Consider the following 25,027-nt stretch of genomic DNA (forward strand, 5'->3'; position numbering starts at 1 on the left):
ACACCGACACACGCGCGCCCGCACCCGCACCCGCCGGACGTGCTCAGGCCCGGCGCTCACGGTCCTTCGGCAGCCACAGCAGCATCATCAGCACACAGCCGAACAGGATTGCCGTACCGGTCCTGAAGGCCAGGGCGTACCCGGCCGTCAGTGCCTCGGGGGCCATCGAGCCCCCGGTACGGGCCGCCGCCACCGTCGCGAGGACGGAGAGGCCGAGCGCCCCGCCCATCACCCGCGAGGTGTTGACCAGGCCGGAGACGAGGCCGGCGTCGCCCGGTGCGGCGCCCGAGGTGGCCAGGGAGGCGAGCGGCGTCCCCGCCAGCCCCGCGCCCGCCATCATCACGATGCCGGGGAGCATGATCCCGGTGACGTACGAGCCGTGCGCGTCCATGGTGGACTGCCAGCCGAAACCGGCCGCGGACACCAGCACTCCCAGCACGGCGACCCGGCGCGCGCCGGAGACGCGCATCAGCCGGGGGGCGACCTTGGCGCCGAGGACGACCGCGAGCGAGCTGGGCATGAGGGCGAGCCCGGCGGCCAGCGGGCTGTAGTGCAGAACGTTCTGGGCGTAGAGCGTCATGAAGTACCACATGCAGAACATGGCGGCGCCGCACGTGAACATCGCCGCGTTCGCCGCCGCCACCGCCCGCATCCGGAACAGCTTCAGCGGCATGAGGGGCGCCGCCGTACGGGCCTCCACCGCGACGAACGCCCCGAGCAGCGCCAGCCCGGCGCCCAGTGGCAGCAGGGTCGCGGGATCGGTCCAGCCGTCCCGCTCGGTCTGCACGATGCCGTAGGCGAGCGTCGCGAGACCCGCCGTGACGAGCACCGCACCCGGCAGGTCCAGCCGGCGCCGCTCCCCCGCGCGGCTCTCGGCGAGCCACCACGCGCCGAGGACGACGACGGCCGCACCGATGGGCACGTTGACCAGCAGGGTCCAGCGCCAGGACAGGGCCTCGGTGAGCACGCCTCCGACGAGTCCGCCCGCCGCGCCGCCACCAGCCCCGACCGCGGTCCAGGTGGCGATGGCCCGGGCCCGGGCAGGGCCCTCCGGCACGGCGGAGGTCAGCAGCGTCAGCGTCGAGGGGGCGAGGACGGCCGCGCCCAGACCCTGGCCGGCGCGCGCGGCGAGCAGTTGCCAGCCCTCCTGCGCGAGTCCGCCCGCCAGCGACGCGACGGTGAACGCCCCGAGCCCCACCAGGAACATGCGTTTGCGCCCGTAGAGATCGCCCGCCCGTCCGCCGAGGAGCATGAACCCGGCGAGGACGATGGAGTACGCGTTGACGACCCACTGCAGCCCGGCGGCGCTCAGCCCCAGGTCGGCCCGTATCGACGGCAGCGCGGTGTTGACGACCGATATGTCCAGCACCACGAGGAACTGCCCGGCGCAGGCCGCCAGCATCACCGCCCACATGCGCTGCCCGGCACCGCCGGTGCGCCCCGTGGCCGGCAGGGCGAGATCCGGGGTGCCGACGGGAGCGCGCTGGACGTGGGTCATGAGCGTCATACTCCCAGGCACCTGTTCGTCCGTACATCCTGATTTCGACGGACGGGACCCGGGCCCCTGGTCCTAGGACCGCCACGCGTCCGGTGCGCGCCGTGCCGTGCCCGCCCCGGTACCGCTCGCGCTCACCACGGGTGCGCCTCGGCGCCCGCTCTCCGCACCGGCGCCGGCACCAGCCGGGCGCCGCACCGGCCCCGGCCGTGCGGCCCCTCACCCCTTCCGCAGCACCGTCACCACCGCCGCGCCCCCCAGCCCGATGTTGTGCGCGAGCCCGGTGCGCGCGCCGGGGACCTGGCGCGGACCCGCCTCGCCGCGGAGCTGCCAGGTGAGTTCGGCGACCTGGGCGAGGCCCGTCGCGCCCAGCGGGTGGCCCTTGGAGATCAGCCCGCCCGACGGGTTGACCACCCACCGGCCCCCGTACGTCGTCGCCCCGGACTCCACGAGCTTGCCGGACCCGCCGTGCGGGCACATGCCGAGCGCCTCGTACGTCAGCAACTCGTTGATCGAGAAGCAGTCGTGCAGCTCGACGACGTCGACGTCCTCGACGCCGAGACCGGACGCCTCGAACGCCCGGCGGGCCGCGGCCCGGGACATGGGCACGCCGACGACGTCGACGCAGGAGCCCGAGGCGAAGGACTCGGCGGTGTCGGTGGCCATCGCCTGCCCGGCGATCTCGACGGCCCTGTCGTGGAGGCCGTGTGCGACGACGAACCGTTCGGAGGCGACGACGGCCGCGGCGGCGCCGTCGGAGGTCGGCGAGCACTGCAGGCGGGTGAGCGGCCGGTGGACGGTCCGGTCGGCGAGGATCTCGTCCACCTCGTACACCTCGCGGAACTGGGCGTACGGGTTGGCGGCGGAGTGCCGGTGGTTCTTGGCGGCCACGGCGGCGAGCTGCCGCTCGGTGGTGCCGTGGCGCTCCATGTGCTCGCGGGCCGCGTTGCCGAAGATCTGGGCGGTGGGCGGGGTCCGCTCGAAGCCGTGGGCGGCGGCCATGATCCCGTAGTGCCGGGCCACGGGTGAGGCGGCGAAGTCCCCGCCGTCCGCTCCCCCGCCGAGCGCCCCCTTCTTCATCTGCTCGAAGCCCAGGGCCAGTACGCAGTCGCTCAGCCCGCCCTCGACGAACTGCCGCGCCATCATCAGCGCCGTGGAGCCGGTGGCGCAGTTGTTGCTGACGTTGTAGACGGGCACTCCGGTGAGGCCGAGTTCGTACACGGCGCGCTGCCCGGCCGTGGAGGGCTGGAAGCAGTAGCCGACCGGGACCTGCTGGACGAGTTCGTACGGGATGCCGGCGTCGGCGAGGGCCGCGGCGCCGGCCTCCTTCGCCATGTCCGGGTAGCGCCAGTCCCTTGACTCGGGTTTCTCGAACTTCGTCATCCCGACGCCGACGATGTAGCTCTTCACCGGAGGAACTCCTTCGGTCTCGATACGGCCGGTCTCGATACGGCCGGCCCCGGAGCGGGCCCCCTCCGGGCGCGACCCCTCCCCGGAGGGCCCGACCCGGGCGGGACGGCCCCGGCAGGTCGGTTCCCGGGCCGGACGGCCCCTGCCAGGCCGCCGCGGGAGGCCCGAGAGGCCCGGGTCGGTCCCGGCCGGGCACCCGGGTCGCCGCCGGGGTGGCGCAGGCGTGCGGGCGCCCGGCGACCACGTCGGGCCCTTGGCGGTACGGAGCGCGCGCCGGCGGTACCCGGGGTCCGCGAGAGCGCGCTGGTCGTGAGTGGCCGCCGCGATGCTTCCCCTCCCCGTGGAGCGGAAGGACCGCGACGCGGCGGCGGCAGCCCCACGGAGCGGGATAGTAGAACACGTTTCAATCTGACGGAAGGTCAGAAGAGCCGCTGAATCGCACCGGCCGCGCGGGACGGGAAGTGTCCTGTGGCCGATCTCCGACGGCTTGCCGGCCCGCCTCGACGAGCAGGCCGGCTGACTCTGCCTCTCCGGCGGGCCGGGGAGCCACCCCTCCGTCCACTGGACAGGTTGATCCCGTTAGGTTTGCCCCGTTCAATCAGGGTGATCGAGCAGGTGAGGCACATGGCAGCACTCGAAGCGTTGAAGCAGCTACTCGGCATGCCGTTGCCACGTCGGTGGTCACCCGACGATTGGACCGAGGTCGAGAGCTATGTGGGGTCACCCATGCCGAGCGACTTCAAGGCATTCCTGGACACCTACGGCACCGGCGTGATTGCCGAAGAGCTTGTGGTCTTCCACCCCCACGGCTCCAGCCCGCTGCTGGAGCGCATGCGCCGCATCCACGAGAGCTTCGCCGGCTCGCGCGAACGCCGCCCGGACGACTTCCCGCACCCGTTCCACCCCGAGCCGGGCGGCTTGATCTCCTGGGGCTACGACTATGGCGGCGACGAGCACTTCTTCCTGCCCTGCAACCCGGATCCAGACCGCTGGACGATCGTCACCATGGCTCACGAAGAGGGATGCGCGACCTTCGACGGCTCGTTCACCGAGTTCATCACGGCGTTCATGGAACGGCTCGAGTTCATGGACGAAGACGGCAACATCGGTCCGGCTGTCCCCAGCTTCGAATCCTGCTGACGGACCGCCACTCATCACTGCGGGATCGTCGTACTGGCGTTGACGACGAGCCCCGCATATCAGAGGGGCGCCCTGTCGTTCGCGCCGGGTAGCACGCTGATCGCACGGGTCCTGTGCGAGGCCGCGGAAGCCCCCGCCATGGCCGGGTCGTATGCGACCGTGGCACTCGACGTCGGCGCCGCCGTCCGCCCCCTCGTCGCCGCAACCACCCTGGGTACCGCGGTCGGGAACCTCGGGCCGCTGTGGGCGAGCGGGCTCCTGGTCGCCGTCGCGCTGCTCGTCGCGTTCGCCTTCCGCACCGTGATCGCGGGTGGCCGAAGCACCGGGATGCCCGGTGACACATGCGAACGCCCCCTCGAGTGTCGAGGGACGCCGAAGGCTCAGCGAACGCCGCCGCAGTCGTCCCACCGCCCCCGTGGCCGCCGAGTCCGGCGTCTTTCGCGCCCGTCCGCAGCTGCCCGCCCGGAGCGGCACGGGGAGCGCGCCTCAGACCGGGAACGAGAACGCCCTGCCGCCGCCCTCCTTGACCGCTTCCACCGCCGCCTGGTGCACGGCCCGCCCCACGTCCTCGTCGTCGGCGGGCACGGGGCTGCCCTGCACGGCGTACCAGTCGGTCGCCCCGGTGTGCTGGACGGTCACCTGCGCCAGGCCGTCGATCCAGGTGGTGTGGACGGTCACGTCGCCCGTGATGGGACCACCCTCCGTGGTCAGAACCCCGCCGGTGCCGGCGATGATCCCCTGAGTGGTCCACGTCGCCCAGGTGTCCATGGCGCCTCCGCAGCAGTCGTCGTCCCGGGCGGTCGCCGGGCAGCTCTCGTGCGTGTGTCCATCGTGTCCCCAATCCGGGCGGAGCACCCGTCGGCGCCGGACCCGATCCGGCACGGCAGCCGCGGCGCGCACCACCGCAGCCGCATCGCGCACCACCCGCACCCGCCACCGCCCACCACCGCAGCCGCATCGCGCACCACCCGCACCCGCCACCGCCCACCACCGCAGCCGCATCGCGCACCACCCGCACCCGCCACCGCCCACCACCGCAGCCGCCTCACCCACCACCCGAGCCCGACACCGCCGACCACCGCAGCCGCCTCACCCACCACCCGCACCCGCCGGCACCCACCGCCCGCGCCTACCATGTGACCGCCCAGTAGCCCGCTCGCGCGCAGCCCGCCGGAGGAACGCATGCCCGCCGCCCCCAAGCCGGAGACCCTCGCCGCTTTCGAGGCCGCCAAGGGCTTCATGCCCGTCGAGGAGGGCCTCGCGCTGTACGCGGCCGCCGTGGAGGCCGGGAGGCTCGGACTGCCGCTGCTGGAGGTGGGGACGTACTGCGGGCGGTCCACGATCCTGCTGGCGGACGCCGCCCGCGAGGCCGGGACCGTGGCGGTCACCGTGGACCACCACCGCGGCAGCGAGGAGCAGCAGCCGGGCTGGGAGTACCACGACCCGGAGCTGGTCGATCCCGAGGTCGGGCGGATGGACACCCTCCCCGCCTTCCGCCGCACCCTGCACGCGGCGGGACTGGAGGACCACGTGATCGCCGTGGTGGGGCGGTCGCCGCAGGTGGCGAAGGTGTGGGGCCGCCCGGTGGGCCTGGTCTTCGTCGACGGCGGGCACACCGACGAGCACGCCGTGAACGACTACGAGGGCTGGGCCCCGCACGTGGCCGAGGGCGGCCTGCTGGTGATCCACGACGTGTTCCCGGACCCGGTGGACGAGTGGACCGGTCAGGCGCCCTACCGGATCTACCTCAGGGCGCTGGCCTGCGGCGCCTTCACCGAGGTGCCGGCCACCGGCTCCCTGCGGGTGCTGCGGCGCACCGGTGGCGGGATCTGAGGTACCGCCCGGTCATCCCCTAGCATCGCGACGTGCCGTACGACCTGAACCCGCAGCCCGCCCCGCAGCACCGGCCCCACCGCCTCGCGCCGCGTGCCCGGGACCACGGCGGAGCCGGACCGACGACCGCCGCGCTGACGGTACTGCCGGCCGTGATGGCTCTGGCGGCACTGACGCTCGCCGGCTGCGGCGGTTCGGGCGGTCCCGGCGCCGCTCCCGCGCCCGGCGGCCCGGAGGGGGCCGACGCCACCCCGTCCACCGCGGCCTCCGGTCCCTCCCCCACGGCAGGCGGGGACGGGGCCCCCGCGGGCCGGGACGTTCCGGCGCCGTCCCGGGACGCCAAGCCGGCCGGCCCCGGCGGGGGGCCGCTCGCGGGGAAGGTCGTGGTGATCGACCCGGGCCACAACCCCGGGAACTTCCGCCACCCCCGCGAGATCAGCCGGCTCGTGGACATCGGCACGAACCGCAAGGAGTGCGACACCACGGGCACGGCCACCGACGACGGTTACACCGAGGCCGCATTCAACCTCGATGTCGCACGTCGTCTTCGCACCCTGCTGGAGAAGCAGGGTGCGACGGTGCGGTTCACCCAGGACGACGACCGGCCGTTCGGTCCCTGCGTGGACGAGCGGGCCCGCATCGGCAACAGGGCCGCCGCCGACGCGGCGGTGTCCATCCACGCCGACGGATCGGGCAGCGGCAACCGCGGCTTCCATGTGATCCACCCCGCGCCGGTCGAGCGCGGTGCCGCCGACACCGCGAAGATCGTCGGCCCGTCACGTGAACTGGCCGAGCGCATCGCCGGGCAGTTCGTGCGGGCCACGGGCAGCGCGCCCGCCGAATACGTCGGCGGCGGGACCGGGTTGCACGAGCGAGGCGACCTCGGCGGATTGAATCTGTCGACCGTCCCCAAGGTGTTCGTCGAGTGCGGGAACATGCGCGACGCGAAGGACGCGGCCCTGCTGAAGAGTTCGCGATGGCGTCAGCAGGCGGCCCAGGGGATCGCCGAAGGCATCAGCACCTACCTCCGGGGGTAGACCGGGCAGGCGATAGATTCGTCTCCCGCCTGCGACGGGGGTCGCACGCCGGTCCGCACGGGCACCCGTACGATGGGGCCACCCCCGAGCTTCCGCGCCGTGCACCGCCGACCGGCGGCGTCGACGACCGCCACGACGAGACGCAACCGACTAAGGACTACACGTGAACATCCGCTCCCTCACTCGAGGCGATGGCGTGGTGATCGGAGCAGCGGTGGTGCTGTTCATCGCCTCGTTCCTCGACTTCCTCAGCGTCGACTGCCCGAGCGGCGTCGACTGTCCGGTGCCGAACGCCTGGGACTCGCTGGGCACGGTGATGTCCGTCTATCTCGGCGGGATCATCGCCGCGGGGCTGGTCGTCGCCGGGCGCGCCATGCCGGGGCGCAAGGTCGTGGGCCTGGACGTCGCGCAGTTCGGCGTGGCCCTGAGCATCTTCGCGCTCTGGACGATCGTCTGGACGGTCATCGACATCGCGGGCAACGCCGGCGCCGGGGCGATCCTCGGCCTGCTCGGCACCCTGCTGCTGGCCGCCGGTGCGATCGCCACCCCGCTGGTCCCCGCGCTCAAGGCCCCTCTGATCGGCGCGCCCAGGCCGCAGTCCCCGCAGCCCTACGGCGCCCAGCCGCAGGGCGGTTACGGGTACCCCGGCGCCCAGCAGCAGCCGTACGGCCAGCACGGTCAGCAGCAGCCCTACGGGGGCCAGCAGGCCCGGCCGCAGGGCGGCGGCCCGGCGCAGGAGTTCTCGCCGTTCTGGTTCGCGGTGCCGGTGGCCCGGCCGCTGTACGCGGAGGACGGCTCCCCGGCGCCGATCGCCGAACTGGCGCCCGGCACCTGGTACCTCGCGGTCGACCAGCGCGGCCCGGCCCTGGTGGCGCAGACCCAGGACGGCCGGCGCGGCGTACTGCAGGACACCAGCGGTATCCAGCGCGGCTGACTCCGGCCGTCCGGCGCGCAGCGCGGCCCCTCGCCCTTCCGGGCGGGGGGCCGCTGCCGTACAGTCGCCCACGCACCGAAACTGACGCATCGTCAGCGATGTCGGAGAGGGGCTGGGGTCATGCGGCTCGGACTCGCACTCGGCTACTGGGGGCGCCGTCCGGACCCCGCACAGGCCGAACTGGCCGTGGAGGCGGAGCGGCTCGGCTACGACTCCGTGTGGACGGCCGAGGCCTGGGGCTCGGACGCGTTCACCCCGCTCACCTGGATCGCCGCGCGGACGAAGCGGATCCGGCTCGGTACCGCGGTGGCACAGATGGCGGCCAGGACCCCCACCGCCACGGCCATGCACGCGCTCACCCTCGACCACCTCTCGGGCGGGCGGATGCTCCTGGGGCTCGGCCTGTCGGGACCGCAGGTCGTCGAGGGCTGGTACGGACGCCCGTTTCCGGGGAGCCCGCTGACGGCGACCCGGGAGTACGTGGACGTCGTACGCCAGGTCCTGCGCCGCGAGGGCCCGGTGGAGCTCGCCGGGCGCTTCCACACCCTCCCGTACACCGGGGAGGACGGCACCGGCCTCGGCAGGGCCCTCAAGCCGATCACTCACCCGCTGCGGGCCCGGCTGCCGCTGCTGCTGGGGGCCGAGGGGCCGAAGAACATCGCCCAGACGACCCGGATCGCGGACGGCTGGCTGCCGCTGTACTGGTCGCCGCTGCGGACCGAGGTGTACGCGTCGTCGCTCGCCGAGCTGCCGGCCGGGTTCATGGTCGCGCCGATGGCCCGCGCCCGGGTCTGCGACGACGTCGCCGAGGGGCTGCTCCCGGTCAAGGCGATGCTGGGCTTCTACATCGGCGGCATGGGGCACGCCGCCCGCAACTTCCACGCCGATCTGATGGCGCGCATGGGCTACGAGCCCGAGGCCCGGCGCATCCAGCGGCTGTTCGCCGAGGGCCGCCGCGAGGAGGCGGTGCTCGCCGTACCGGACTCCTTCGCCGACGAGATATCGCTCGTCGGGCCGCGGGAGCGCATCGCCGAGCGGCTGGAGGCATGGCGCGCGGGCCCGGTCACCGACCTGCTGGTCATGGCGCCGGACCTCCGCACACTGAGGGTCCTGGCCGAGCTGAACGGCCAGGGGCCGTGACCGGAACCGCCTGACGGGTACGAGGACGGGACGGGGACGGGGCGGGGACGGGCCCGGGGTACCCGGGGTAGGGGAGACAGCAGGCGCGACGTGCCGCCGGGCTGCTCTCGGGTCCGTACGCGGGCGCGCAGGCCGGGCGCCCGGTCGCAGACCGTCCGCCCGTCGTGTGCCGCAGCGTTCCGACCATGCACCTGCGTGGTGGGGCGTGCTTCCCGACCACTTGATGGATGGGTTTGCCCGCCGCGGGCCGGGACGGGGGGCCGCCCGGCCTCCAGCATGGGAGCAGCGCACCTCTCCGGCGCCACGGCCGCTTCGTGTGTGAACGCCGAAGACGTTCGCTGTCCCACCGGGAGGACCATGCCGGCCGTCGCCGATGCGGGCGGTACGGCACCGGGCCGGGCCCGGCGGTCCTCCGACAACCGTCTGTGGTGGGCGGTTCACACGATGAAGGGATCACGATGAGCACTGCCCGGGCGGAAGCCGCAGAGGGTGAGAACTCCGTCCCGCCGATCAGCACGGTGGCGGGGACCGGGGTCGCGGGACCCCATGGGGACCTTGGTCCGGCCGTCTCGGCCCAGTTGAACCGTCCGTCGGGGGTCGTGGTGGACGGCGCCGGTTCCCTCTATGTCGCCGACTACAGCCACCGGGTCCGGAAGATCACGTCCGACGGGAGGATCGGCACCGTCGCCGGCACCGGCGCCGCCGGTTTCGGCGGGGACGGCGGCCCGGCTGTCTCGGCCCAGCTGAACTACCCGCGTGGGCTGGCGGTGGACGGCGCCGACGCCGTCTACATCGCCGACGGCAACAACCACCGGATCCGGAAGGTCACGGCCGACGGGAGGATCAGCACCGTCGCCGGCACCGGCGCCGCGGGCTTCGGCGGCGACGGCGGCCCCGCCACCGCCGCCCGGCTCCACACCCCGCTGTCCGTGACGGTGGACAGCACCGGCAACCTCTACATCGCCGACCACGGCAACCACCGCATCCGCAAGATCACAGCCGACGGCACGATCAGCACCGTCGCCGGCACCGGCGCCGCAGGCTTCGCAGGCGACGGCGGCCCCGCGGCATCGGCCCAGCTGCACGGCCCGTACGCGGTGGCGGTGGACGGCGAGGACGGCCTCTGCGTCGCCGACTGCGGCAACCACCGGGTCCGGAGGATCACGGCCGACGGGAAGATCAGCACCGTCGCCGGCACCGGCAGCGCGGGCTTCGGCGGCGACGCCGGCCCCGCCACCGCCGCCCGACTGCACACCCCGCTGTCCGTGACGGTGGACAGCACCGGCAACCTCTACATCGCCGACCACGGCAACCACCGCATCCGCAAGATCACAGCCGACGGCACGATCAGCACCGTCGCCGGCACCGGCGCCGCGGGCTTCGCAGGCGACGGCGGCCCCGCGGCATCGGCCCAGCTGCACAACCCGTTCGGTCTCGCCGTGGACTGCGTCGACACCCTCTATATCGCCGACCACGTCAACAACCGGGTGCGGAGGGTCGCGTCGGCGAAGCTGGCCGCGCTGCCCGACTCGGGCACGGTGGTCTGCTGGGCCAATGTCCGCAGCAGGCTCCGGATGGGGGTCTGGCGCGAGTCCACCAGGGACGGGGCCGTGATCCACCAGTCGCTCGCCGCGTCCAGGGATCACCAACGGTGGCGGCTGGTGGCGGCGGGCCAGGACGACGGCGACATCCTGTACCGGATCGAGAACGTGCGCAGTGGCAAGGCCCTGGAGGTCGCCGGAGCACAGCAGGCGGCCGGGGCGGCGGTCGCGCAGCGGACCTACGAGGGTCCTGGCGCACGCCATCAGCAGTGGAGGCTGATCCCGGTGGGCTCCGCGGACGACACACCGCGGGTGTTCGAGATCGCGAACCGGAGCAGCGGTCTGCTCCTGCTCGTCGACACCAACGCCAGCACGGCGATCATGCAGGGCGGGGCGGACGGCGACCACCGGGGCCGGCAGTGGCAGTTGCTGCCCGAGTGACGCGTGAAGGGGTCAGGGGCGGCCTCGCCCCTGACCCCTTCGCGCCCTGTGCGGTCAGCCGGAGGCGGCTGGGTCCTCGGCGGTCGGCCTGGGTGCCTTGGGCGGCTCCGGTGCCTTGGGGGGCTTGGTGAAGTCGCTCCGACTCGGCCGGTTCTCCAGGTCCGCGTCCTTCTGCAGGCCGCTGTGCTCCGTGACCGTGGTGCTCGACTCCCGCATGCCGCCGGCCGCCGCCTGGGACACCGAGCCGGGATCCCGGGCGTACCGGGCCTGTTCGTCGGCCGACGCCTGGGCGGTCCGGATGAAGGAGCCGAGGAAGCCCAGGACGGCCCGCGCCTCGGGCGACTGCTCCTGCACGACCTTCGCGCGGGAGGAGGCCCCGTGGATGGCGCTGTCGAACAGGCTGGTGCTCGTGTCGTCGTATGTGTCGTCGTCGGCGTCCTCGAAGTCGACGCCGGCGCCGGGTTGCGGTTTGGAGCCGTCGGTGGTCACGGAGAAGAGCCCCGCGCTTGTGCCCGCGAAGCCGAAGACGTTGTCGAACACCATGGTCGTCCTCCCTGGGGGTGGTGGTGGGGGCGCCGCGCGCCGCTCAAGGCTGCTTGGAGAGCGCTCGCGGGTCGTCGGTCAGGCTCTCGACGTCGAACATCGTGTGGTCGACCTCCAGGGCGGAGACGACCTCGGCCAGTCCCTTCATGCGGAAGTCGCCGCCGGCCAGGTCGATGTCGCCGATGTCACGGGCGACCAGCTGGTCGAGACCGGGGTAGTTCCCGGGCTGCGGGGGAGACAGGACCGCCACCGGCACGTCGTACTTCACCGCGATCAGTCCGGAGAACGTCACCGGGATCTCGTAGACGAACTGCTTGCGGGTACGCCGCTGCGTGACGACGGTCTGCACCCGGGAGTTCGCCGGGACCTCGCCGGAGATCTGCGACTTCGAGGCCCAGCTGGTGGTCAGGGAGCCGCCGACGGAGGCCGAGATGCCCAGCAGCAACGAGGCGTTGAGCGTCCCGGTCCCGGTGGCGCTGCCCTGGGTCGTGAACCCCACCGAGTTCGTCACCGTGTTCGCCGCCGAGTTCCCCGCCGAGTTCGTCGTGGCCGTGTCGGTGGCGGTGGCGTTGTCGACCCCGATGTTGTCCTTGCTGTTCTTGTTGGTCACGGTGGTCGTGTTCTTGTTCGTCATGTCGTTGCGGAGCTGCGTCTGCAACTGGGACTGGAGGTCCATGCGGAGCTGGTTCTGCAGTTGCAGCTGGAGTTGCGCGCTGACGCTGCCGCCGAAGGTGAGCTTCGCCTCCCCGTGCAGCGACCACGTCACCCCGTTCGACACCGTGAAGTCGACCGAGTCGGTGAAGTTCATCGGGCTCTGGCCGCGGTTGACGTAGGAGCGCGAGGAGAACGTGTCGGGCGACGGCCGGCCGATGTCGCCGCGCTCCTCGATCAGTGGCTCCCCGAGGTTCATGTAGGCGATCCAGCCCAGTTGGGACGCGGACCCGGGAAAGCTGCCGAAACTCGACTTGTTCACGGAGAACCCGACGGGTTTGTGCTGCGCACCGTAGTCGTCGACGTAGACCAGGTTGGGGTGGTTCAGGATGGACTTCCAGGTGTGCTCGATGTCGAGTTCCCGAAGGTTCTTCTTCGTCAGCGGCCGGCGCTTGGCGCGCTCCAGGATGTACGCGGTGGAAGGCATGACCCGTCCTCGAATGATTCCGGTCGAACCGTGCTCGGCGAAGGGAAAACAGGAATGGAATCCGTACGCGATCCGAAAAGCGAAACTAGCACGGGATCAATTCTCCGGGAAGACGCCCTCGGCCATCACCCTCAATCGGGTGATTGAGCTTCCCGCAATGCCCAACTGGCTTGTCCAGAAGGTACCTTGAGGAACTGTCGGCCAATCGGCCGAGGACTTCCCGATATCGCCGCGCAAGAGCTCCGCACCCCGGAAGTCGCCGTGGACGCAGCAGTTTCCCTTCAGCCGTCCAGGCGTTTCGATCGAGAGCACATCGAATTCCCGTCGTCACGCCTGAAAGACGACGGCACCGAATGTCCCACACGTCGTTCTCCCCATCCAGAACAGGTGAGGTCTCCGCGATGTACACCCAAGAACGCACCACGATGACGAATCTGGTGGTCGGCGGCCCCGTGGCGGTGAACAGCTACGACAACGCGATCGTGGCGGCGCTGACCGAGAATCGGCCGGTCATGCTCGTCCACGCCTTCAACGGCGGCTTCCTGCGGCCCGTGGAGCTGAAGGAGGCCGGTCACGACAAGGGGGTCCAGCTGTCCACGGTCCTCGACCCGGCCACCAAGGAGGCACAGGGCCACCTCTGGTACATCACCCCCGCAGGCTTCTTCGGGCAGCGGCCGCTGTACTTCGTCGAGAGCGCCGCCGGCCAGGTGACGCCCAAGCCGGCCGCCGCGGGCGCGACCGACGCCGGCCGCGGCGACGACGGCGCGCCGAAGCCGCAGCGCAGGCGGATCACCGTCCACCAGGACGCGCCCAGGAGCACGGCCGACACCGTCCAGGTGGGCCTGCCCGACAAGGTCGGCGACAAATGGCGCGGGAAGAACGGCGCCCCCGAGGACACCCAGCTCTGGATCGTCACGGTGACGCCGTGGGGCGGGATCACCTTCGTGCCGATCACCCACCCCGACGCCATCCTCGGGTTCAAGGACCACACGGTGACGGCCAGCAGCGAGGTCCGCGTCACCTACAACTGGGGCGGGGACTTCACCGGGACGGTCATCAACACGTTCTACCCCCGGCTGCCCAACGAGTGGGACGTCCCGTACCACCACCTCTTCACCTGACCCGCGGCCGAAGCCGCGCCGCACCCGTCCCCAGTCAACGCCCCAACCGCCTGGAAGAGGCACCACCATGCCCGTGCCCACGGAAGACATGAAGCTGGAGATCGTCAACGCCGCCACGGGGAAGTCCCTGACCGTCGGGGCCGCGCCGCACGCGAGCGGGACGCTCGTCGTCCGCGACTCCCCCGGCCCGAACCCGGAGCAGTGGCGGCTCACCCCCGTGCGGACCGCACAGGGCGAACAGGCCCTGGTGATCCGCCACGCGGCGGGCGGCAAGGTGCTCGACAACCCCGCCGCCCCGGACCGCGGCGTCCGCCTGTGGGACGCCGCCGCCGGCAGGAAGGGCCAGCAGTGGCACCTCGTCCCCGTCGACGGCGAAGCGGGCCTCTACACCGTCGAGGGCGTGGCCGACGGTGCCGTCCTCGACCTCGCCGACCCCGGCCCGGACGACACCCGGGTCGTCCTGCGCGAGTACGACGACGGTGCGGCGAGCCAGCGCTGGCGCCTCGTCCCGGCCGAGCCCGAGCGCACCAGCGACCCCGTGCTGCGCTGGGCACCGCTGAGCCACTGGAACGGCCGCCGGTCGTGGAGACCGGCCCGCTCGGCCGCGCTGCGCCCGGCGCCCGGCGCGGCACCCTCCTTCAGCGACATGCTGCTGGTCCTCAAGCGCTTCGGGAGCGACCAGGACGCCGGCGGGTGGAAGAGCGACGGGGCCGACCGCTCCCCCGGCGGGCAGCCGGGCCGCTGGGCGGGGCCGGGCGCGCGGTTCCTCGCCGACGCCACGGGAGCGGGGCGGGCGGACATCGTGGCCCTCACACCCGCGAGGGGGTGCGTGACGTCGTCCGGCCGAGGCGACGGGACGTTCGACGACGACGAACGCGTCCTGCATCCGTCCGCGCCCTCCTCGGGTCCGGCGGACCTGTGGGCCCTCCAGGACATGACGGGCGACGGCCGGCCCGATGTCGTCGTACTCGCCGCCGACGGTGTCCGGGTGTCCGTTCTGAGCGACGCGGGGACGTTCGGACCCGCGGGCGGCAAGCTGGTCCTCAAGGCCTTCGGCCACGGCGAGAAGGCGGGTGGCTGGCTCGCCGGCACCCATCCCCGCTTCCTCGTCGACACCACCGGGGACGGGCGCGTCGACATCGTCGGCTGCCACGACGACGGCGTCCGGGTGTCACTCCAGAACGAGCGGGGCGAGTTCGCACCGCTCGACGACGAGCCGGTTCTCAGGGCGTTCGGCCACGGCGAGAAGGCGGGAGGCTGGCTCGCCGGCACCCATCCCCGCTTCCTCGTCGACACCACCGGGGACGGGCGCGTCGACATCGTCGGCTGCCACGACGACGGCGTCTGGGTCTCGCTCCAGGACGAGGACGGCACATTCGCCGAACCCTTGTACGTCCTCGACGACTTCGGGGTCGACCAGGGGTGGAGTACGGCCGGGGAGCACCCCAGGTTCCTGCTCGCGACCACCGACGGTGGAGCGGTGGACCTCATCGGGTTCGGCCCGCAGGGTGTCGTCCTCTCCCGGGGGCGCGGCGACGGCACGTTCGAACCGTCGCGACTCGTCCTGAACGACTTCGGACTCGCCCAGGGGTGGACGGGCCGGAAGCACCTGCGCCTCCTCGCCGACGTCACCGGCGACGGCACCCCGGACATCGTCGGCTTCGGCGACGAAGGCGTCTGGGTGTCGCACCACCTCGGCGACGGCAGGTTCGAGCAGGCCCAACTGGTGTGCCGCGGGTTCGGGTACGGCGACGCCGCCGGCGCCTGGCGGGTCGACCGCCACCCCCGCTTCCTCGCCGACCTCACCGGAGACGGACGCGTGGACATCGTCGGCTTCGGCGGCCCGGGGGTGTACGTGGCCCGAAACCTTCACCGCCGCTTCAGGACCCGCTGACCCGCGCATCGCCGCATCGTCCGGTCCCCCGGTCGCCCTCGACAGCCGCCTCGTCCCGGGGCGGTGGCCGTCGCGGGCGGCGGGCGGCCCCCTCGGCGACCGATGCCGGCCGTCAGGCCCGCTCGCTCCCGGTGGTGACGGAAGGTCGCCGGGCGAACGGACGGCGCCGTCCCCTCGACGCGGGGAGAACTCGGGTTCGGAGCCGGCGGGCACCCTGGACGGCATGGGCTCGTCCGCCGTTCGACCGGCGTGTCCGTTCGGCCGGCGTGTCCGTTCGGCCGGGCGGGGCGGACCTTCGCGGTGGCGGGACTCTCCGGCCACCGCCCAAGGGCGTGCGGGGGGGGGGTGCCGCTTCCCCGCAAGCCCCTAGAGACGCCCGCCGGTCAGCCGGGTGACCGGGCCGTGACCGCTGCGCTCGGAGCGCCGGCCCGCCAGGTAGGAGACCGCGCCCAGGACCGTGGCGCCCGCCGTGGCACCCGCCGCGACGAGCTTGCGGGCCTTGAGAACCGTCCAGGCGGTCGTGGCGGCGGACGCCACGTGCCCGGCGGCCGAACCGGCCCCCTTGAGCGCGGTCGAGGCCACGGAGCCCGCCGTGGCCGCCGCGCGTGCGGCGCCACTGCCCGCCGCCTCGGCGGCCCGCCCGGCCGCGCCGCTCGCCGATTCCGCCTTCGAAGCGGTGCTCTGCGCCGTCTCCGCCGAGGACTCCTTGGCCTTGGCGGCGGTCGCCTTGGTCGCCTTGGTGGCACGGGTCGCCGTGCCGCTGCCGTTGTTGTTCGCGCGTGAGTTGGTCATGTCGTCCGAGTTGCCGCTTCCGCCACGCACAAACAGGGTGGCGGCCAACCGCCCATGGCCCGTCCCCTCAGCGGACGCCCGGCGTCCGGTCCTGTCGCCGGTGGCCCGCGCCCCTCTGCCGCCCCCGCAGCACCCGGGAGACATCCCGGGTTTGGTTCAACGGAGAACGGCAATCCGGATGCCATGTCTCCCCGCAGAAGTGGCAGCAACCAGGTGGCGACGATCATCATGGTGGTCGCCGACGTGATGGCCGTCATCATCGGCCTGTGGATCCTGATGTACCTGCTGGACGCGAACCGCGCCAACGACCTGGTCATCCTGATCCGGGACGTGGCCGGCTGGCTCGCCGGCTGGTCGCATGATCTGTTCACCTTCGACGAGGCGTGGGCCCGGGTCGTGGCGGGCTACGGTCTCGCCGCGCTCGTGTACCTCTTCGTCGGACACGCCGTGGCGGGCCGGCTGCGCCGCCACGGCTGACCCTCTCCCCCGCGCGGCCGGCGGCGGTCAAGCCGGCAGCACTCCGGTCTACCGGCGGTACTCCGGTCTACCGGCAGCACTCCGGTTCGAGGCCGCGCGGCAGCCGCTCCCCGCCGAACACCGCGGTGGTCGCCTCGTCGCCCCCCAGGGCGGCCACCGCGAGCAGCAGCGAACCCGCCGTCCAGGTGGTCAGCTCCTCCGGCCACACGGCGCGCTCGCCCTCGAAGACGTAACCGGTCCAGTACATCCCGGCCTCGGCGCGCAGGTGCCCGATGGACTGGAGGATCTCCAGCGCCCGGTCCGACTCCCCCATCGCCCAGAGCGCCAGCGCCAGTTCGCAGCTCTCCCCGCCGGTCACCCACGGGTTGGGCAGCACGCACCGCACCCCGAGTCCGGGGACCACGAACGCGTCCCAGCGCGCGTCGATCCTGGCCTTGGCCTCGTCGCCGGTGACGGCGCCGCCGAGGACCGGGTAGTACCAGTCCATCGAGTAGCGCGACTTGTCGAGGAAGCGCTCCGGGTGGCGGCGGACGGCGTGCCCGAGGGCTCCGGCCGCCAGCTCCCAGTCGGGCTGCGGCTCCTCGCGCTCCTCGGCGATGGCGAGGGCGCAGCGCAGCGCGTGGTAGACGGACGAACTCCCGGTCAGCAGGGCGTCGTCGACCGCCGCGCCGCCGTCCTCCGGGGCCTCGCGCTTCCAGCCGATCTGGCCGCCGGGCCGCTGGAGCCGGAGTACGAACTCGATCGCCGCGTGGACGGACGGCCACATCCGGTCCAGGAACACGTCGTCGCCGGTGGCCAGGTAGTGGTGCCAGACGCCGACGGCCGGATAGGCGCAGAAGTTGGTCTCCCGCCCCCGGTCGGTGGGCCGGTCGGCCTCGCCGTCGTGGTACGCGGCGTACCAGGAGCCGTCCTCGTTCTGATGGCGTGCCAGCCACTCGTAGGCGCGGGCCGCGGCGTCGTGCTCGCCCGCCGCGTCCAGCGCCATGGCGGCCTCGGTGTGGTCCCAGGGGTCCAGGTGGTGCCCGCGGAACCAGGGGATCGCCCCGTCCTCGCGCTGGACGGCGAGGATGCCGGCGACGGTCTCGGCGGCCTGCTCGGCGGTGAGGACGCCGGGCAGGACGAGGTGCTCGGTACGCCCCTGACGGCGCCAGGGCACGGTCACGCGTCGGCCTTCGGCAGGTGCGGCTTGGTCGCGTACACCACGAAGCTCTTGCCGACGAGCGGGTTCAGCGCCTGCTCGGCGACCCGGGTGAGCAGGGGCTTCTTCATGATGTCCCAGACCAGGAGCTTGTGGTACGCGCGCACCGGCAGCGCCTTGTCGTTGTCCACGCCGAACGCGCACTTCAGCCACCAGTACGGCGAGTGCAGCGCGTGGGCGTGGTGGCTGCCGTACGGCCTGAGGCCCGCCTCGCGGATCCTGCCGAGGAGTTCGTCGGCCTTGTAGATGCGGATGTGGCCGCCCTCGACCTCGTGGTACGCGTCGGACAGCGCCCAGCAGATCTTCTCGGGGCCGTAGCGGGGCACGGTGACCGCGATCCGGCCGCCGGGCCTGAGCACCCGGACCATCTCGGCGAGGACGCCCTTGTCGTCCGGGATGTGCTCCATCACCTCGGAGATGATGACGACGTCGAACGACTCGTCGGGGAAGGGCAGGTTGAGCGCGTCGCCCTCCATCGCGGTGGCGCTCGCGCCCTCGGGTGCCTCGCCGGCCTCCTTCATCGCCGCGAACCAGGTGGCGACCTCGCGGATCTCCTCGGCGTTCCGGTCGAGGGCCACGACCCGGGCTCCGCGCCGGTAGCACTCGAACGCGTGCCGTCCGGCACCGCAGCCGAGATCGAGTACGCGGTCGCCCGGGGCGAGCGGAAAGCGGGAGAAGTCGACGGTCAGCACGAGGTCTGCCCTTCCGGGTGGGTCACGGCGCCCTCGCCGGGGGCGCGCCTTGCGGGGGGTGCGGACCCGCCGTCCGCACCCGCGGAGCGGGTCCTCGCCCGCGGTGCGGAGCGCCGGGTGCTCATCGGGCCCCGGCCGGCGCCGGGCGTGCCGCGATGGCCTCGCGGTAGAGCTCCGCCGTGCCCTGGGCCGCGCGGGTCCAGGTGAAGCGGGACAGCACGCGGTCCCGTCCGGCGGTGCCGATGCGGCGGCGCAGCGCTTCGTCCCCGAGGAGCCGGCCGAGCGCCCCGGCGAGGGCGTGGGCGTCGCCGGGCGGCACGGCGAGGCAGGTCTCCCCGTCGGTGCCGGTGACCTCGGGGATGGCGCCGCCGGTGGTGGCGACCAGCGGGGTGCCGGTGGCCATCGCCTCGGCGGCCGGCAGCGAGAACCCCTCGTACAGCGACGGCACACAGGCCACCTGGGCGCCGCGCACGAGGTCCACCAGCTCCCGGTCGGAGATGCCCTTCACGAACCGCACGGCTTCGGTGAGCCCGTACCGCTCGATCATCCGGGCCACGGGTCCGTCCTCGGCGCGCTTGCCGACGACGACCAGATGGGCGTCCGGACGCTCGGTGCGGAGCTTGGCGAGCGCCTCGACGAGGAACACCAGGCCCTTGAGCGGCACGTCGGCGCTGGAGGTCGTCACGATCCGGCCGGGCACCTCGGCGACCGACGGGTCCGGCGAGAAGAGTTCGGTGTCGGCGCCGATGTGCACGACCCGCAGCCGCTCCGGCCGCACACCGAGGTGCTCGACGATCTCCTGTTCGGAGGAGCCGGAGACGGTGAGGACGGTCGGCAGCCGGCGCGCGACCCGCTTCTGCATCCGGGTGAAGCCGTACCAGCGGCGCACCGACAGCCGCCGCCGCCAGTCCTGCGCCGCGTCGAGTTCGAGCCGCCGGTCGACGGTGATGGGGTGGTGGATGGTGGTGACCAGCGGTGCGCCGAGGTCGCCGAGGAGTCCGTAGCCGAGGGTCTGGTTGTCGTGGACGACGTCGAACTCGCCCCGGCGCGCCAGCAGATGGCGCCGTGCGCGCAGCGAGAAGGTCAGCGGCTCGGGGAAGCCGCCCGTCCACATCGTGGCGACCTCCAGCCCGTCGATCCAGTCGCGGTACTCGCCGCGCCCGGGGGTGCGGAAGGGGTCGGGCTGCCGGTACAGGTCGAGGCTGGGCAGCTCGGTGAGCGGCACGCCTTCGTCGAGCACCGGGAAGGGCTGGGCGCCGATCACCTCGACGCGGTGGCCGAGGCGGGCCAGCTCGCGCGACAGATGGCGTACGTAGACGCCCTGGCCCCCGCAGAAGGGGTTGCCCTTGTAGGTGAGGAACGCGATGCGCAGCGGTCGGTCACCGGCGCCGGACGCACCCCCATGGGGCCCGGCCGCTATGGCCTCAGCGGTCACCTACGGCCCCCTTCTCACTCCACTTTCGCCGGAGCGTAACCGCTCGCGCTAATCTAGAACAAGTTCCACACTCGATCGTTCTTGATCGCTCAAGGAGCATCGAATCTACCGGCAGGTAGCGCTGCCGGAAGGCCTGGAACAGGTGATTCGCGCCACGGCGCGGAGCCCTGCCATGCTGGGCCCTCCGCAGCTCCCGGAACGGGAACGCAGCACGAATCCGGACAGCGGGCCGGGAAGGGCCCCTGGGCCGGGGACGGGGACGGGGACGGAAGAGATGAGCGCGGATGCCAGGCCGGCGGTGCCGGCGGCCCTGCCCCTGACGGAGCGCCAGGAGGCCAGGCGCCGGCGCATCCTGCACGCCACCGCCCAGCTGGCCGGTCGGGGCGGCTTCGACGCCGTGCAGATGCGCGAGGTAGCCGAGGCCGCGGGGGTCGCCCTCGGCACGCTGTACCGGTACTTCCCCTCCAAGGTGCACCTGCTCGTGGCCACGATGCAGGACCAGCTCGAGCATCTGCACGGCACCCTGCGCAAACGCCCGCCCGCCGCGGACAGCGCGGCGCAGCGGGTGGCCGAGACCCTGATGCGGGCGTTCCGCGCCCTGCAGCGCGAGCCGCATCTGGCGGACGCGATGGTCCGGGCGCTGACCTTCGCCGACCGCAGCGTCAGCCCCGAGGTGGACACGGTCTCGCGGCAGACCACGGCGATCATCCTGGACGCGATGGGCCTGGAGGACCCGACGCCGGAGCAGCTCTCGGCCGTCCGGGTCATCGAGCACACCTGGCACTCGGCCCTGATCACCTGGCTGTCCGGCCGGGCCTCCATCGCCCAGGTGCGGATCGACATCGAGACGGTCTGCCGGCTGATCGACCTCACGGACCCGGGGCGGGTCCGGCGGTCCGGCTGACGTCCACGGCGGCGTGGCCGCATTTCGCGGCCGCGCCACCGTGGCCGCGCTTGCCGTCCGCTCAGCCCCCGCCGCATGTCCGGTCCGCTCAGCCTCCGCCGCGCATCCGGTCCGCCCGCGGCACCGGGCAGCCGGAGGCCGGCGCTCCTCCCGCCGGACTCCACCCGGCCGCGGCGCCTACGCCCCGGGCTCCTCGGGCGGGAACACCACCGCACCGCCCCCGGACCGCCGAATCGAGATGGCCTCGACCGGGCAGCCCTCCGCCGCCGCGAGGACGTCGTCGTTCGCGTCGGTCTCCGGCTCGGTGGGGTGCGACTGGCGGGCCGTGTCCAGCGTGAAGCCGCCCGGCGCGCTGCTGACACACATTCCCGATCCGATGCACACACCCCGGTCGACCTCGACCTGCCAGCGGTCACCCATCAGTCTCGCTCCCGTATCCCGACGGCAAATGCACCATTTTGTGCTCGAAGTACTCACCGTATCCCTCGGGACCGAACTCCCGCCCCAGCCCGGAGTTCTTGTATCCGCCGAACGGGCCAAGCATGTCGAGGCTGAAGGTGTTGACGCTGTACGTACCGGTCCTGATCCGCCTCGCGAAGTCGACGCCGTGCTCGACGTCGGCCGTCCACACGCTGCCGCTGAGCCCGTACTCGGAGTCGTTCGCGATCGCCGCGGCCTCCTCCTCGTCGCCGTACGGCAGCAGGCAGACGACGGGGCCGAAGATCTCCTCGCGCGCGATCCGCATGGCGTTGTCGACGCCGCCGAAGAGCGTCGGCTCGACGTACCAGCCGCGGTCCAGGCCCGCCGGGCGGCCGCCCCCGGCGAGGACCTTGGCGCCCTCCGCCTGGCCGATCGCGATGTAGCCGAGCGACCTCTGCTGCTGGCGGCGCGCGACGAGCGGGCCGACCTGGGTCGCCGGGTCCATCGGGTCGCCGGTCACCAGGGCCCCGGCCGCCGCGGCGAAGGCGTCGGCGTACTCGTCGTAGCGGGCGCGCGGGACGAGGATGCGGGTCTGGGCCACACACGCCTGGCCGTTGTTCATCCACGCCGTCGGGACGATGCCCTGGACGGCCGCCTCCGGATCGGCGTCGGGCAGCACCACCGCCGCGGACTTGCCGCCGAGTTCCAGCGTGACGCGGGTGAGGTTGCGGGCGGCGACCTCCATCACGCGCCTGCCCGCCGCGACCGAGCCGGTGAAGGAGACCTTGTCGACGCCGGGATGCCCCACGAGGTACTCGCCGACCTCGCGGTCGGCGGGCAGGATCGACAGCACGCCCTCGGGCAGCCCCGCCTCACGGGCGATGTCGGCCAGGATGTAGGCGTCCAGCGGGGTCTCGGGCGAGGGCTTCAGGACCACGGAGCAGCCCGCGAGCAGGGCCGGTGCGAGCTTGGCGGCCGCGACGAACTGCGGGACGTTCCAGGGCGCCACGGCCGCGACCACGCCCACCGGTTCACGGCGGACGAGCAGCGGACCGAGGACTCCGCCGCGCCGTTCCTCATACGTGAAGTCACGGGCCACGGTGAGGGCCGCGTCCCAGACCATCATGGCGCCGAGCGCCTGGGCCAGGACGCTCCAGGAGTACGGCGACCCGTTCTGCGAGCTGATCGAGCGCGCGATCTCCTCGTGCCGTACGGCGATCGCGTCCTTGATCCTGCCGACCGCCTCGAGACGCTCCTCCAGCGAACTCCGCGGCCAGGGACCGTGGTCGAACGCGGCGCGGGCGGCCGAAACCGCCAGGTCCACATCGGCCCGCGAGGCGTGCGGGACACGTCCGATGACCTGCTCGGTATGCGGCGAGACCACCTCGATGGTGCCGGTACCGCGGGGATCCACCAGCTCCCCGCCGATGAAGAGTTTTCCGTGCTCGACGAATCCGGTCATGACGACTGCCTCCCGCGGCCCGGCTCCCCGCCACTACCTGACGGTCTATCAGAATGGTTGACTGACTGAACTGATAACAGCAATCGGCGGAGGAGTCCACGGCCGTAGCGCCGCGGCAGGGACGAAGCCGGCATCCGGCCGGGCCTTTGCAAAGAAGTGGCCTTGGGCGACCATGGGAACGGGTTCTCCTCACGGGCCCCCCAACCGGGAGGGCGGAGAACCCATGACACGGGTGACGGAGCACGGCGGCGGGGTCTGGTCCCTGGAGGTCCCCATCCCGGACAACCCCCTGGGCAACACCCTGGTCCACGTCCTCGACACCGGCCGCGGGCCCGTCCTCGTCGACACCGGATGGGACGACCCCGCGTCCTGGAAGGCCCTCTCGGACGGGCTCGGCGAGCTGGGCCTCGCGGTGGCCGACGTCCACGGCGTGGTCGTCACGCACCATCACCCCGACCACCACGGGCTCTCCGGCAAGGTCCGGGAGGCGTCCGGGGCGTGGATCGCGATGCACGCGGCGGACATCGCCGTCGTCCGCCGCACCAGGGACGCCCCGCCCGGGTCCTGGCTGGGCTACCTGACCGGGAAGCTGGCCGCCGCCGGTGCGCCGGAGGAGCATCTGGCCCCGCTGCTCGCGGCCCGCGAGAGCGGCCGGATGCGGACCCTGCCCGGGTTGCGGGCGGCCCTGCCCGACCGCGAGATCGCCCCCGGTGAGCTCCTGGACCTGGCCGGGCGGCGGCTGCGCGCGGTCTGGACACCCGGCCACACGCCCGGCCATGTGTGCCTGCATCTGGAGGAGGACCATCCGGCGAACCTCCCCGGCCGCGGCCGGCTCTTCTCCGGCGACCATCTGCTGCCCGGCATCAGCCCGCACATCGGGCTGTACGAGGACCCCGACGACGCCACGGTCACCGACCCCCTCGGCGACTACCTCGACTCCCTGGAACGCGTCGGGCGGCTCGGCGCGGCCGAGATCCTCCCCGCGCACCAGCACGCCTTCACCGACGCCCCGGCCCGGGTCCGGGAACTCCTCGCCCACCACGAGGAGCGGCTCACCGGGCTGCTGGCCCTGCTCGCCGCACCGCTCACCCCGTGGCAACTGGCCGAACGCATGGAGTGGAACCGGCCGTGGGACGAGATCCCCTACGGCTCCCGCACCATCGCCGTCTCCGAGGCGGAGGCCCATCTGCGCCACCTGGTGAAACTGGGGCGCGCGGAAGCGGTGGCGGGCAGCGACCCCATGACGTACATCGCCGCGGCGGGCTGACGGCCGGGCCGACGGCCCCGGGCCCGCGCCGCGGCCGAACCTTCGCATGCGTCGCCGTCCGTGCCGCCCAACGCGTTCTCACCACGGCCGCCGCCGTCCGGCACGGTTGCACGACCACACGACCGACGCCCCGTCATCCGGTCCCTGATCGCCCACGATCCCCCCGATCACTCCCACGATCACCACCACGATCACTGACGGACGGTCTGGATCCGCGCGGTCGCCGTCGCCACGGCCACGGGCTTTCCCTCGGGATCGACGAGCTCACCGGCGAGAAAGCACACCTCCTTCCCGCGCTGCACCACGCGTCCCCGTCCCACGAGCCGTCCGGGCCGGGCGGGACGGAGGAACTGGACATGAAGATCGAGGGTCGGAGCGAACTGGTTCTCCGGCAGCGACGCGACCAGCGCCGGCCCCAGGGTGTCGTCGAGCATCGCGGCCAGGAACCCGCCCTGGATCACGCCCACGGGGTTCGTGAACTGATCACCGGCGTGGAACGCCACCTCGATCGTCCCCCGCTCCGGATCCACCTGCACCAGTTCCCAGCCGAGAAGCGTCGCCGCAGGCGGCGGTGGCACCCGCCCCGCCTGCACATCCCAGAACAGCCCGCGTCTCGTCGTCTCCGTCTCCATGGGCCACATTGAACAGGCCACCACCGACAGCGGCCGGAGGCCGGACATCCCACACCTCCGGGCCCCGGGCGCGGGCCGGAG

At 72.9% G+C, this 25,027-nt stretch carries 23 protein-coding genes and 1 pseudogene; 12 read left to right on the plus strand and 12 right to left on the minus strand.

Annotation, left to right across the window (positions count from 1 at the left end; genetic code table 11):
* Positions 1 to 43 precede the first annotated feature (43 nt).
* Together DDW44_RS04740 and DDW44_RS04745 are read right to left on the minus strand one after the other, a co-directional pair.
* Positions 44 to 1,507, minus strand: coding sequence for an MFS transporter (locus tag DDW44_RS04740; protein WP_108905627.1), 1,464 nt, complete (start codon positions 1,505 to 1,507; stop codon positions 44 to 46).
* Between the two features lie 207 nt (positions 1,508 to 1,714).
* Positions 1,715 to 2,905, minus strand: a complete 1,191-nt coding sequence (locus DDW44_RS04745) for a thiolase C-terminal domain-containing protein (RefSeq protein WP_108905628.1) — start codon at positions 2,903 to 2,905, stop codon at positions 1,715 to 1,717.
* 624 nt (positions 2,906 to 3,529) lie between these two features.
* On the opposite strand from DDW44_RS04745, the gene DDW44_RS04750 reads away from it, so the two are divergent.
* Complete coding sequence (locus tag DDW44_RS04750; protein ID WP_146206992.1) at positions 3,530 to 4,045, plus strand: SMI1/KNR4 family protein; 516 nt, start codon at positions 3,530 to 3,532, stop codon at positions 4,043 to 4,045.
* A gap of 57 nt (positions 4,046 to 4,102) precedes the next feature.
* Positions 4,103 to 4,384, plus strand: a pseudogene (locus tag DDW44_RS04755) (Cmx/CmrA family chloramphenicol efflux MFS transporter); the annotation flags it as partial.
* Positions 4,385 to 4,531: 147 nt separating this feature from the next.
* Here DDW44_RS04755 and DDW44_RS04765 read toward each other — a convergent pair.
* Positions 4,532 to 4,813: a hypothetical protein gene (locus DDW44_RS04765; protein WP_017945169.1), complete on the minus strand. Its 282-nt coding sequence runs from the start codon at positions 4,811 to 4,813 to the stop codon at positions 4,532 to 4,534.
* A gap of 414 nt (positions 4,814 to 5,227) precedes the next feature.
* Between DDW44_RS04765 and DDW44_RS04770 the strand changes: the two genes are divergently transcribed.
* The 5 genes from DDW44_RS04770 (at position 5,228) to DDW44_RS04790 (ending at position 10,971) form a co-directional block, all read left to right on the plus strand.
* Positions 5,228 to 5,878, plus strand: a complete 651-nt coding sequence (locus tag DDW44_RS04770; RefSeq protein ID WP_017945168.1) for a class I SAM-dependent methyltransferase — start codon at positions 5,228 to 5,230, stop codon at positions 5,876 to 5,878.
* 32 nt (positions 5,879 to 5,910) lie between these two features.
* Entirely contained in the window at positions 5,911 to 6,915 is a 1,005-nt protein-coding gene (locus tag DDW44_RS04775; RefSeq protein WP_108905630.1) for an N-acetylmuramoyl-L-alanine amidase, read from the plus strand.
* 163 nt (positions 6,916 to 7,078) lie between these two features.
* Positions 7,079 to 7,849, plus strand: a complete 771-nt coding sequence (locus DDW44_RS04780; protein WP_240800772.1) for a DUF5336 domain-containing protein — start codon at positions 7,079 to 7,081, stop codon at positions 7,847 to 7,849.
* A 120-nt stretch (positions 7,850 to 7,969) separates the two neighbouring features.
* Entirely contained in the window at positions 7,970 to 8,989 is a 1,020-nt protein-coding gene (locus DDW44_RS04785) for an LLM class F420-dependent oxidoreductase (protein WP_108905631.1), read from the plus strand.
* Between the two features lie 458 nt (positions 8,990 to 9,447).
* Positions 9,448 to 10,971: an NHL domain-containing protein gene (locus DDW44_RS04790; protein WP_108905632.1), complete on the plus strand. Its 1,524-nt coding sequence runs from the start codon at positions 9,448 to 9,450 to the stop codon at positions 10,969 to 10,971.
* Between the two features lie 54 nt (positions 10,972 to 11,025).
* Here DDW44_RS04790 and DDW44_RS04795 read toward each other — a convergent pair whose 3' ends face one another.
* Both DDW44_RS04795 and DDW44_RS04800 read right to left on the minus strand, forming a co-directional pair.
* Positions 11,026 to 11,514: a hypothetical protein gene (locus tag DDW44_RS04795; protein ID WP_108905633.1), complete on the minus strand. Its 489-nt coding sequence runs from the start codon at positions 11,512 to 11,514 to the stop codon at positions 11,026 to 11,028.
* A 43-nt stretch (positions 11,515 to 11,557) separates the two neighbouring features.
* Positions 11,558 to 12,652: a hypothetical protein gene (locus DDW44_RS04800; protein WP_017945162.1), complete on the minus strand. Its 1,095-nt coding sequence runs from the start codon at positions 12,650 to 12,652 to the stop codon at positions 11,558 to 11,560.
* 401 nt (positions 12,653 to 13,053) lie between these two features.
* On the opposite strand from DDW44_RS04800, the gene DDW44_RS04805 reads away from it, so the two are divergent.
* Both DDW44_RS04805 and DDW44_RS04810 read left to right on the plus strand, forming a co-directional pair.
* On the plus strand, positions 13,054 to 13,773 hold the full coding sequence (locus tag DDW44_RS04805) for a hypothetical protein (RefSeq protein WP_108905634.1): 720 nt from the start codon (positions 13,054 to 13,056) through the stop codon (positions 13,771 to 13,773).
* A 67-nt stretch (positions 13,774 to 13,840) separates the two neighbouring features.
* Positions 13,841 to 15,667: an FG-GAP-like repeat-containing protein gene (locus tag DDW44_RS04810; protein WP_108905635.1), complete on the plus strand. Its 1,827-nt coding sequence runs from the start codon at positions 13,841 to 13,843 to the stop codon at positions 15,665 to 15,667.
* Positions 15,668 to 16,033: 366 nt separating this feature from the next.
* Here DDW44_RS04810 and DDW44_RS04815 read toward each other — a convergent pair whose 3' ends face one another.
* Positions 16,034 to 16,459 (minus strand): hypothetical protein, encoded by a 426-nt coding sequence (locus DDW44_RS04815; RefSeq protein WP_017945158.1) that lies wholly within the window; start codon positions 16,457 to 16,459, stop codon positions 16,034 to 16,036.
* Between the two features lie 183 nt (positions 16,460 to 16,642).
* Here DDW44_RS04815 and DDW44_RS04820 point away from each other — a divergent pair, with 183 nt between their 5' ends.
* Positions 16,643 to 16,936 (plus strand): hypothetical protein, encoded by a 294-nt coding sequence (locus DDW44_RS04820; RefSeq protein WP_018892294.1) that lies wholly within the window; start codon positions 16,643 to 16,645, stop codon positions 16,934 to 16,936.
* A gap of 67 nt (positions 16,937 to 17,003) precedes the next feature.
* On the opposite strand, the gene DDW44_RS04825 is transcribed toward DDW44_RS04820, so the two are convergent.
* The 3 genes from DDW44_RS04825 to DDW44_RS04835 all read right to left on the minus strand — a co-directional run bounded on the left by DDW44_RS04825 (position 17,004) and on the right by DDW44_RS04835 (position 20,261).
* Complete coding sequence (locus DDW44_RS04825; protein ID WP_108905636.1) at positions 17,004 to 18,098, minus strand: prenyltransferase/squalene oxidase repeat-containing protein; 1,095 nt, start codon at positions 18,096 to 18,098, stop codon at positions 17,004 to 17,006.
* Positions 18,095 to 18,826 (minus strand): class I SAM-dependent methyltransferase, encoded by a 732-nt coding sequence (locus DDW44_RS04830; RefSeq protein WP_017945155.1) that lies wholly within the window; start codon positions 18,824 to 18,826, stop codon positions 18,095 to 18,097. The genes DDW44_RS04825 and DDW44_RS04830 overlap by 4 nt, the downstream gene beginning before the upstream one ends.
* 121 nt (positions 18,827 to 18,947) lie before the next feature.
* Positions 18,948 to 20,261, minus strand: a complete 1,314-nt coding sequence (locus tag DDW44_RS04835) for a glycosyltransferase family 4 protein (protein WP_017945154.1) — start codon at positions 20,259 to 20,261, stop codon at positions 18,948 to 18,950.
* 274 nt (positions 20,262 to 20,535) lie between these two features.
* Between DDW44_RS04835 and DDW44_RS04840 the strand changes: the two genes are divergently transcribed.
* A complete protein-coding gene (locus tag DDW44_RS04840; RefSeq protein WP_017945153.1) occupies positions 20,536 to 21,165 on the plus strand; it encodes a TetR family transcriptional regulator in 630 nt (209 codons plus the stop codon).
* Positions 21,166 to 21,342: 177 nt separating this feature from the next.
* Here the strand turns inward: DDW44_RS04840 and DDW44_RS04845 are convergent, their stop codons facing one another.
* Together DDW44_RS04845 and DDW44_RS04850 are read right to left on the minus strand one after the other, a co-directional pair.
* Positions 21,343 to 21,585 carry a ferredoxin gene (locus DDW44_RS04845; protein WP_108905637.1) on the minus strand — a complete coding sequence of 81 codons (243 nt, stop codon included), beginning with the start codon at positions 21,583 to 21,585 and terminating at the stop codon, positions 21,343 to 21,345.
* Positions 21,578 to 23,047, minus strand: a complete 1,470-nt coding sequence (locus tag DDW44_RS04850) for an aldehyde dehydrogenase (RefSeq protein ID WP_108905638.1) — start codon at positions 23,045 to 23,047, stop codon at positions 21,578 to 21,580. Before DDW44_RS04850 ends, DDW44_RS04845 begins: the two co-directional genes overlap by 8 nt.
* Before the next feature lie 223 nt (positions 23,048 to 23,270).
* On the opposite strand from DDW44_RS04850, the gene DDW44_RS04855 reads away from it, so the two are divergent.
* Positions 23,271 to 24,314: a Strvi_7410 family MBL fold metallo-hydrolase gene (locus DDW44_RS04855; RefSeq protein WP_108905639.1), complete on the plus strand. Its 1,044-nt coding sequence runs from the start codon at positions 23,271 to 23,273 to the stop codon at positions 24,312 to 24,314.
* Positions 24,315 to 24,505: 191 nt separating this feature from the next.
* Here the strand turns inward: DDW44_RS04855 and DDW44_RS04860 are convergent, their stop codons facing one another.
* On the minus strand, positions 24,506 to 24,946 hold the full coding sequence (locus DDW44_RS04860) for a PaaI family thioesterase (RefSeq protein WP_017945149.1): 441 nt from the start codon (positions 24,944 to 24,946) through the stop codon (positions 24,506 to 24,508).
* Positions 24,947 to 25,027: the final 81 nt, after the last annotated feature.

Source organism: Streptomyces tirandamycinicus, assembly GCF_003097515.1.
GTDB classification, from domain to species: Bacteria; Actinomycetota; Actinomycetes; order Streptomycetales; family Streptomycetaceae; genus Streptomyces; species Streptomyces tirandamycinicus.

Coding starts and splice junctions, on each gene's coding strand:
- DDW44_RS04740 (WP_108905627.1), bottom strand. CDS start 1,507: ATGACGCTCATGACCCACGTCCAGCGCGCTCCCGTCGGCACCCCGGAT.
- DDW44_RS04750 (WP_146206992.1), top strand. CDS start 3,530: ATGGCAGCACTCGAAGCGTTGAAGCAGCTACTCGGCATGCCGTTGCCA.
- DDW44_RS04765 (WP_017945169.1), bottom strand. CDS start 4,813: ATGGACACCTGGGCGACGTGGACCACTCAGGGGATCATCGCCGGCACC.
- DDW44_RS04770 (WP_017945168.1), top strand. CDS start 5,228: ATGCCCGCCGCCCCCAAGCCGGAGACCCTCGCCGCTTTCGAGGCCGCC.
- DDW44_RS04785 (WP_108905631.1), top strand. CDS start 7,970: ATGCGGCTCGGACTCGCACTCGGCTACTGGGGGCGCCGTCCGGACCCC.
- DDW44_RS04790 (WP_108905632.1), top strand. CDS start 9,448: ATGAGCACTGCCCGGGCGGAAGCCGCAGAGGGTGAGAACTCCGTCCCG.
- DDW44_RS04795 (WP_108905633.1), bottom strand. CDS start 11,514: ATGGTGTTCGACAACGTCTTCGGCTTCGCGGGCACAAGCGCGGGGCTC.
- DDW44_RS04800 (WP_017945162.1), bottom strand. CDS start 12,652: ATGCCTTCCACCGCGTACATCCTGGAGCGCGCCAAGCGCCGGCCGCTG.
- DDW44_RS04805 (WP_108905634.1), top strand. CDS start 13,054: ATGTACACCCAAGAACGCACCACGATGACGAATCTGGTGGTCGGCGGC.
- DDW44_RS04810 (WP_108905635.1), top strand. CDS start 13,841: ATGCCCGTGCCCACGGAAGACATGAAGCTGGAGATCGTCAACGCCGCC.
- DDW44_RS04815 (WP_017945158.1), bottom strand. CDS start 16,459: ATGACCAACTCACGCGCGAACAACAACGGCAGCGGCACGGCGACCCGT.
- DDW44_RS04820 (WP_018892294.1), top strand. CDS start 16,643: ATGTCTCCCCGCAGAAGTGGCAGCAACCAGGTGGCGACGATCATCATG.
- DDW44_RS04840 (WP_017945153.1), top strand. CDS start 20,536: ATGAGCGCGGATGCCAGGCCGGCGGTGCCGGCGGCCCTGCCCCTGACG.
- DDW44_RS04845 (WP_108905637.1), bottom strand. CDS start 21,585: ATGGGTGACCGCTGGCAGGTCGAGGTCGACCGGGGTGTGTGCATCGGA.
- DDW44_RS04850 (WP_108905638.1), bottom strand. CDS start 23,047: ATGACCGGATTCGTCGAGCACGGAAAACTCTTCATCGGCGGGGAGCTG.
- DDW44_RS04855 (WP_108905639.1), top strand. CDS start 23,271: ATGACACGGGTGACGGAGCACGGCGGCGGGGTCTGGTCCCTGGAGGTC.
- DDW44_RS04860 (WP_017945149.1), bottom strand. CDS start 24,946: ATGGAGACGGAGACGACGAGACGCGGGCTGTTCTGGGATGTGCAGGCG.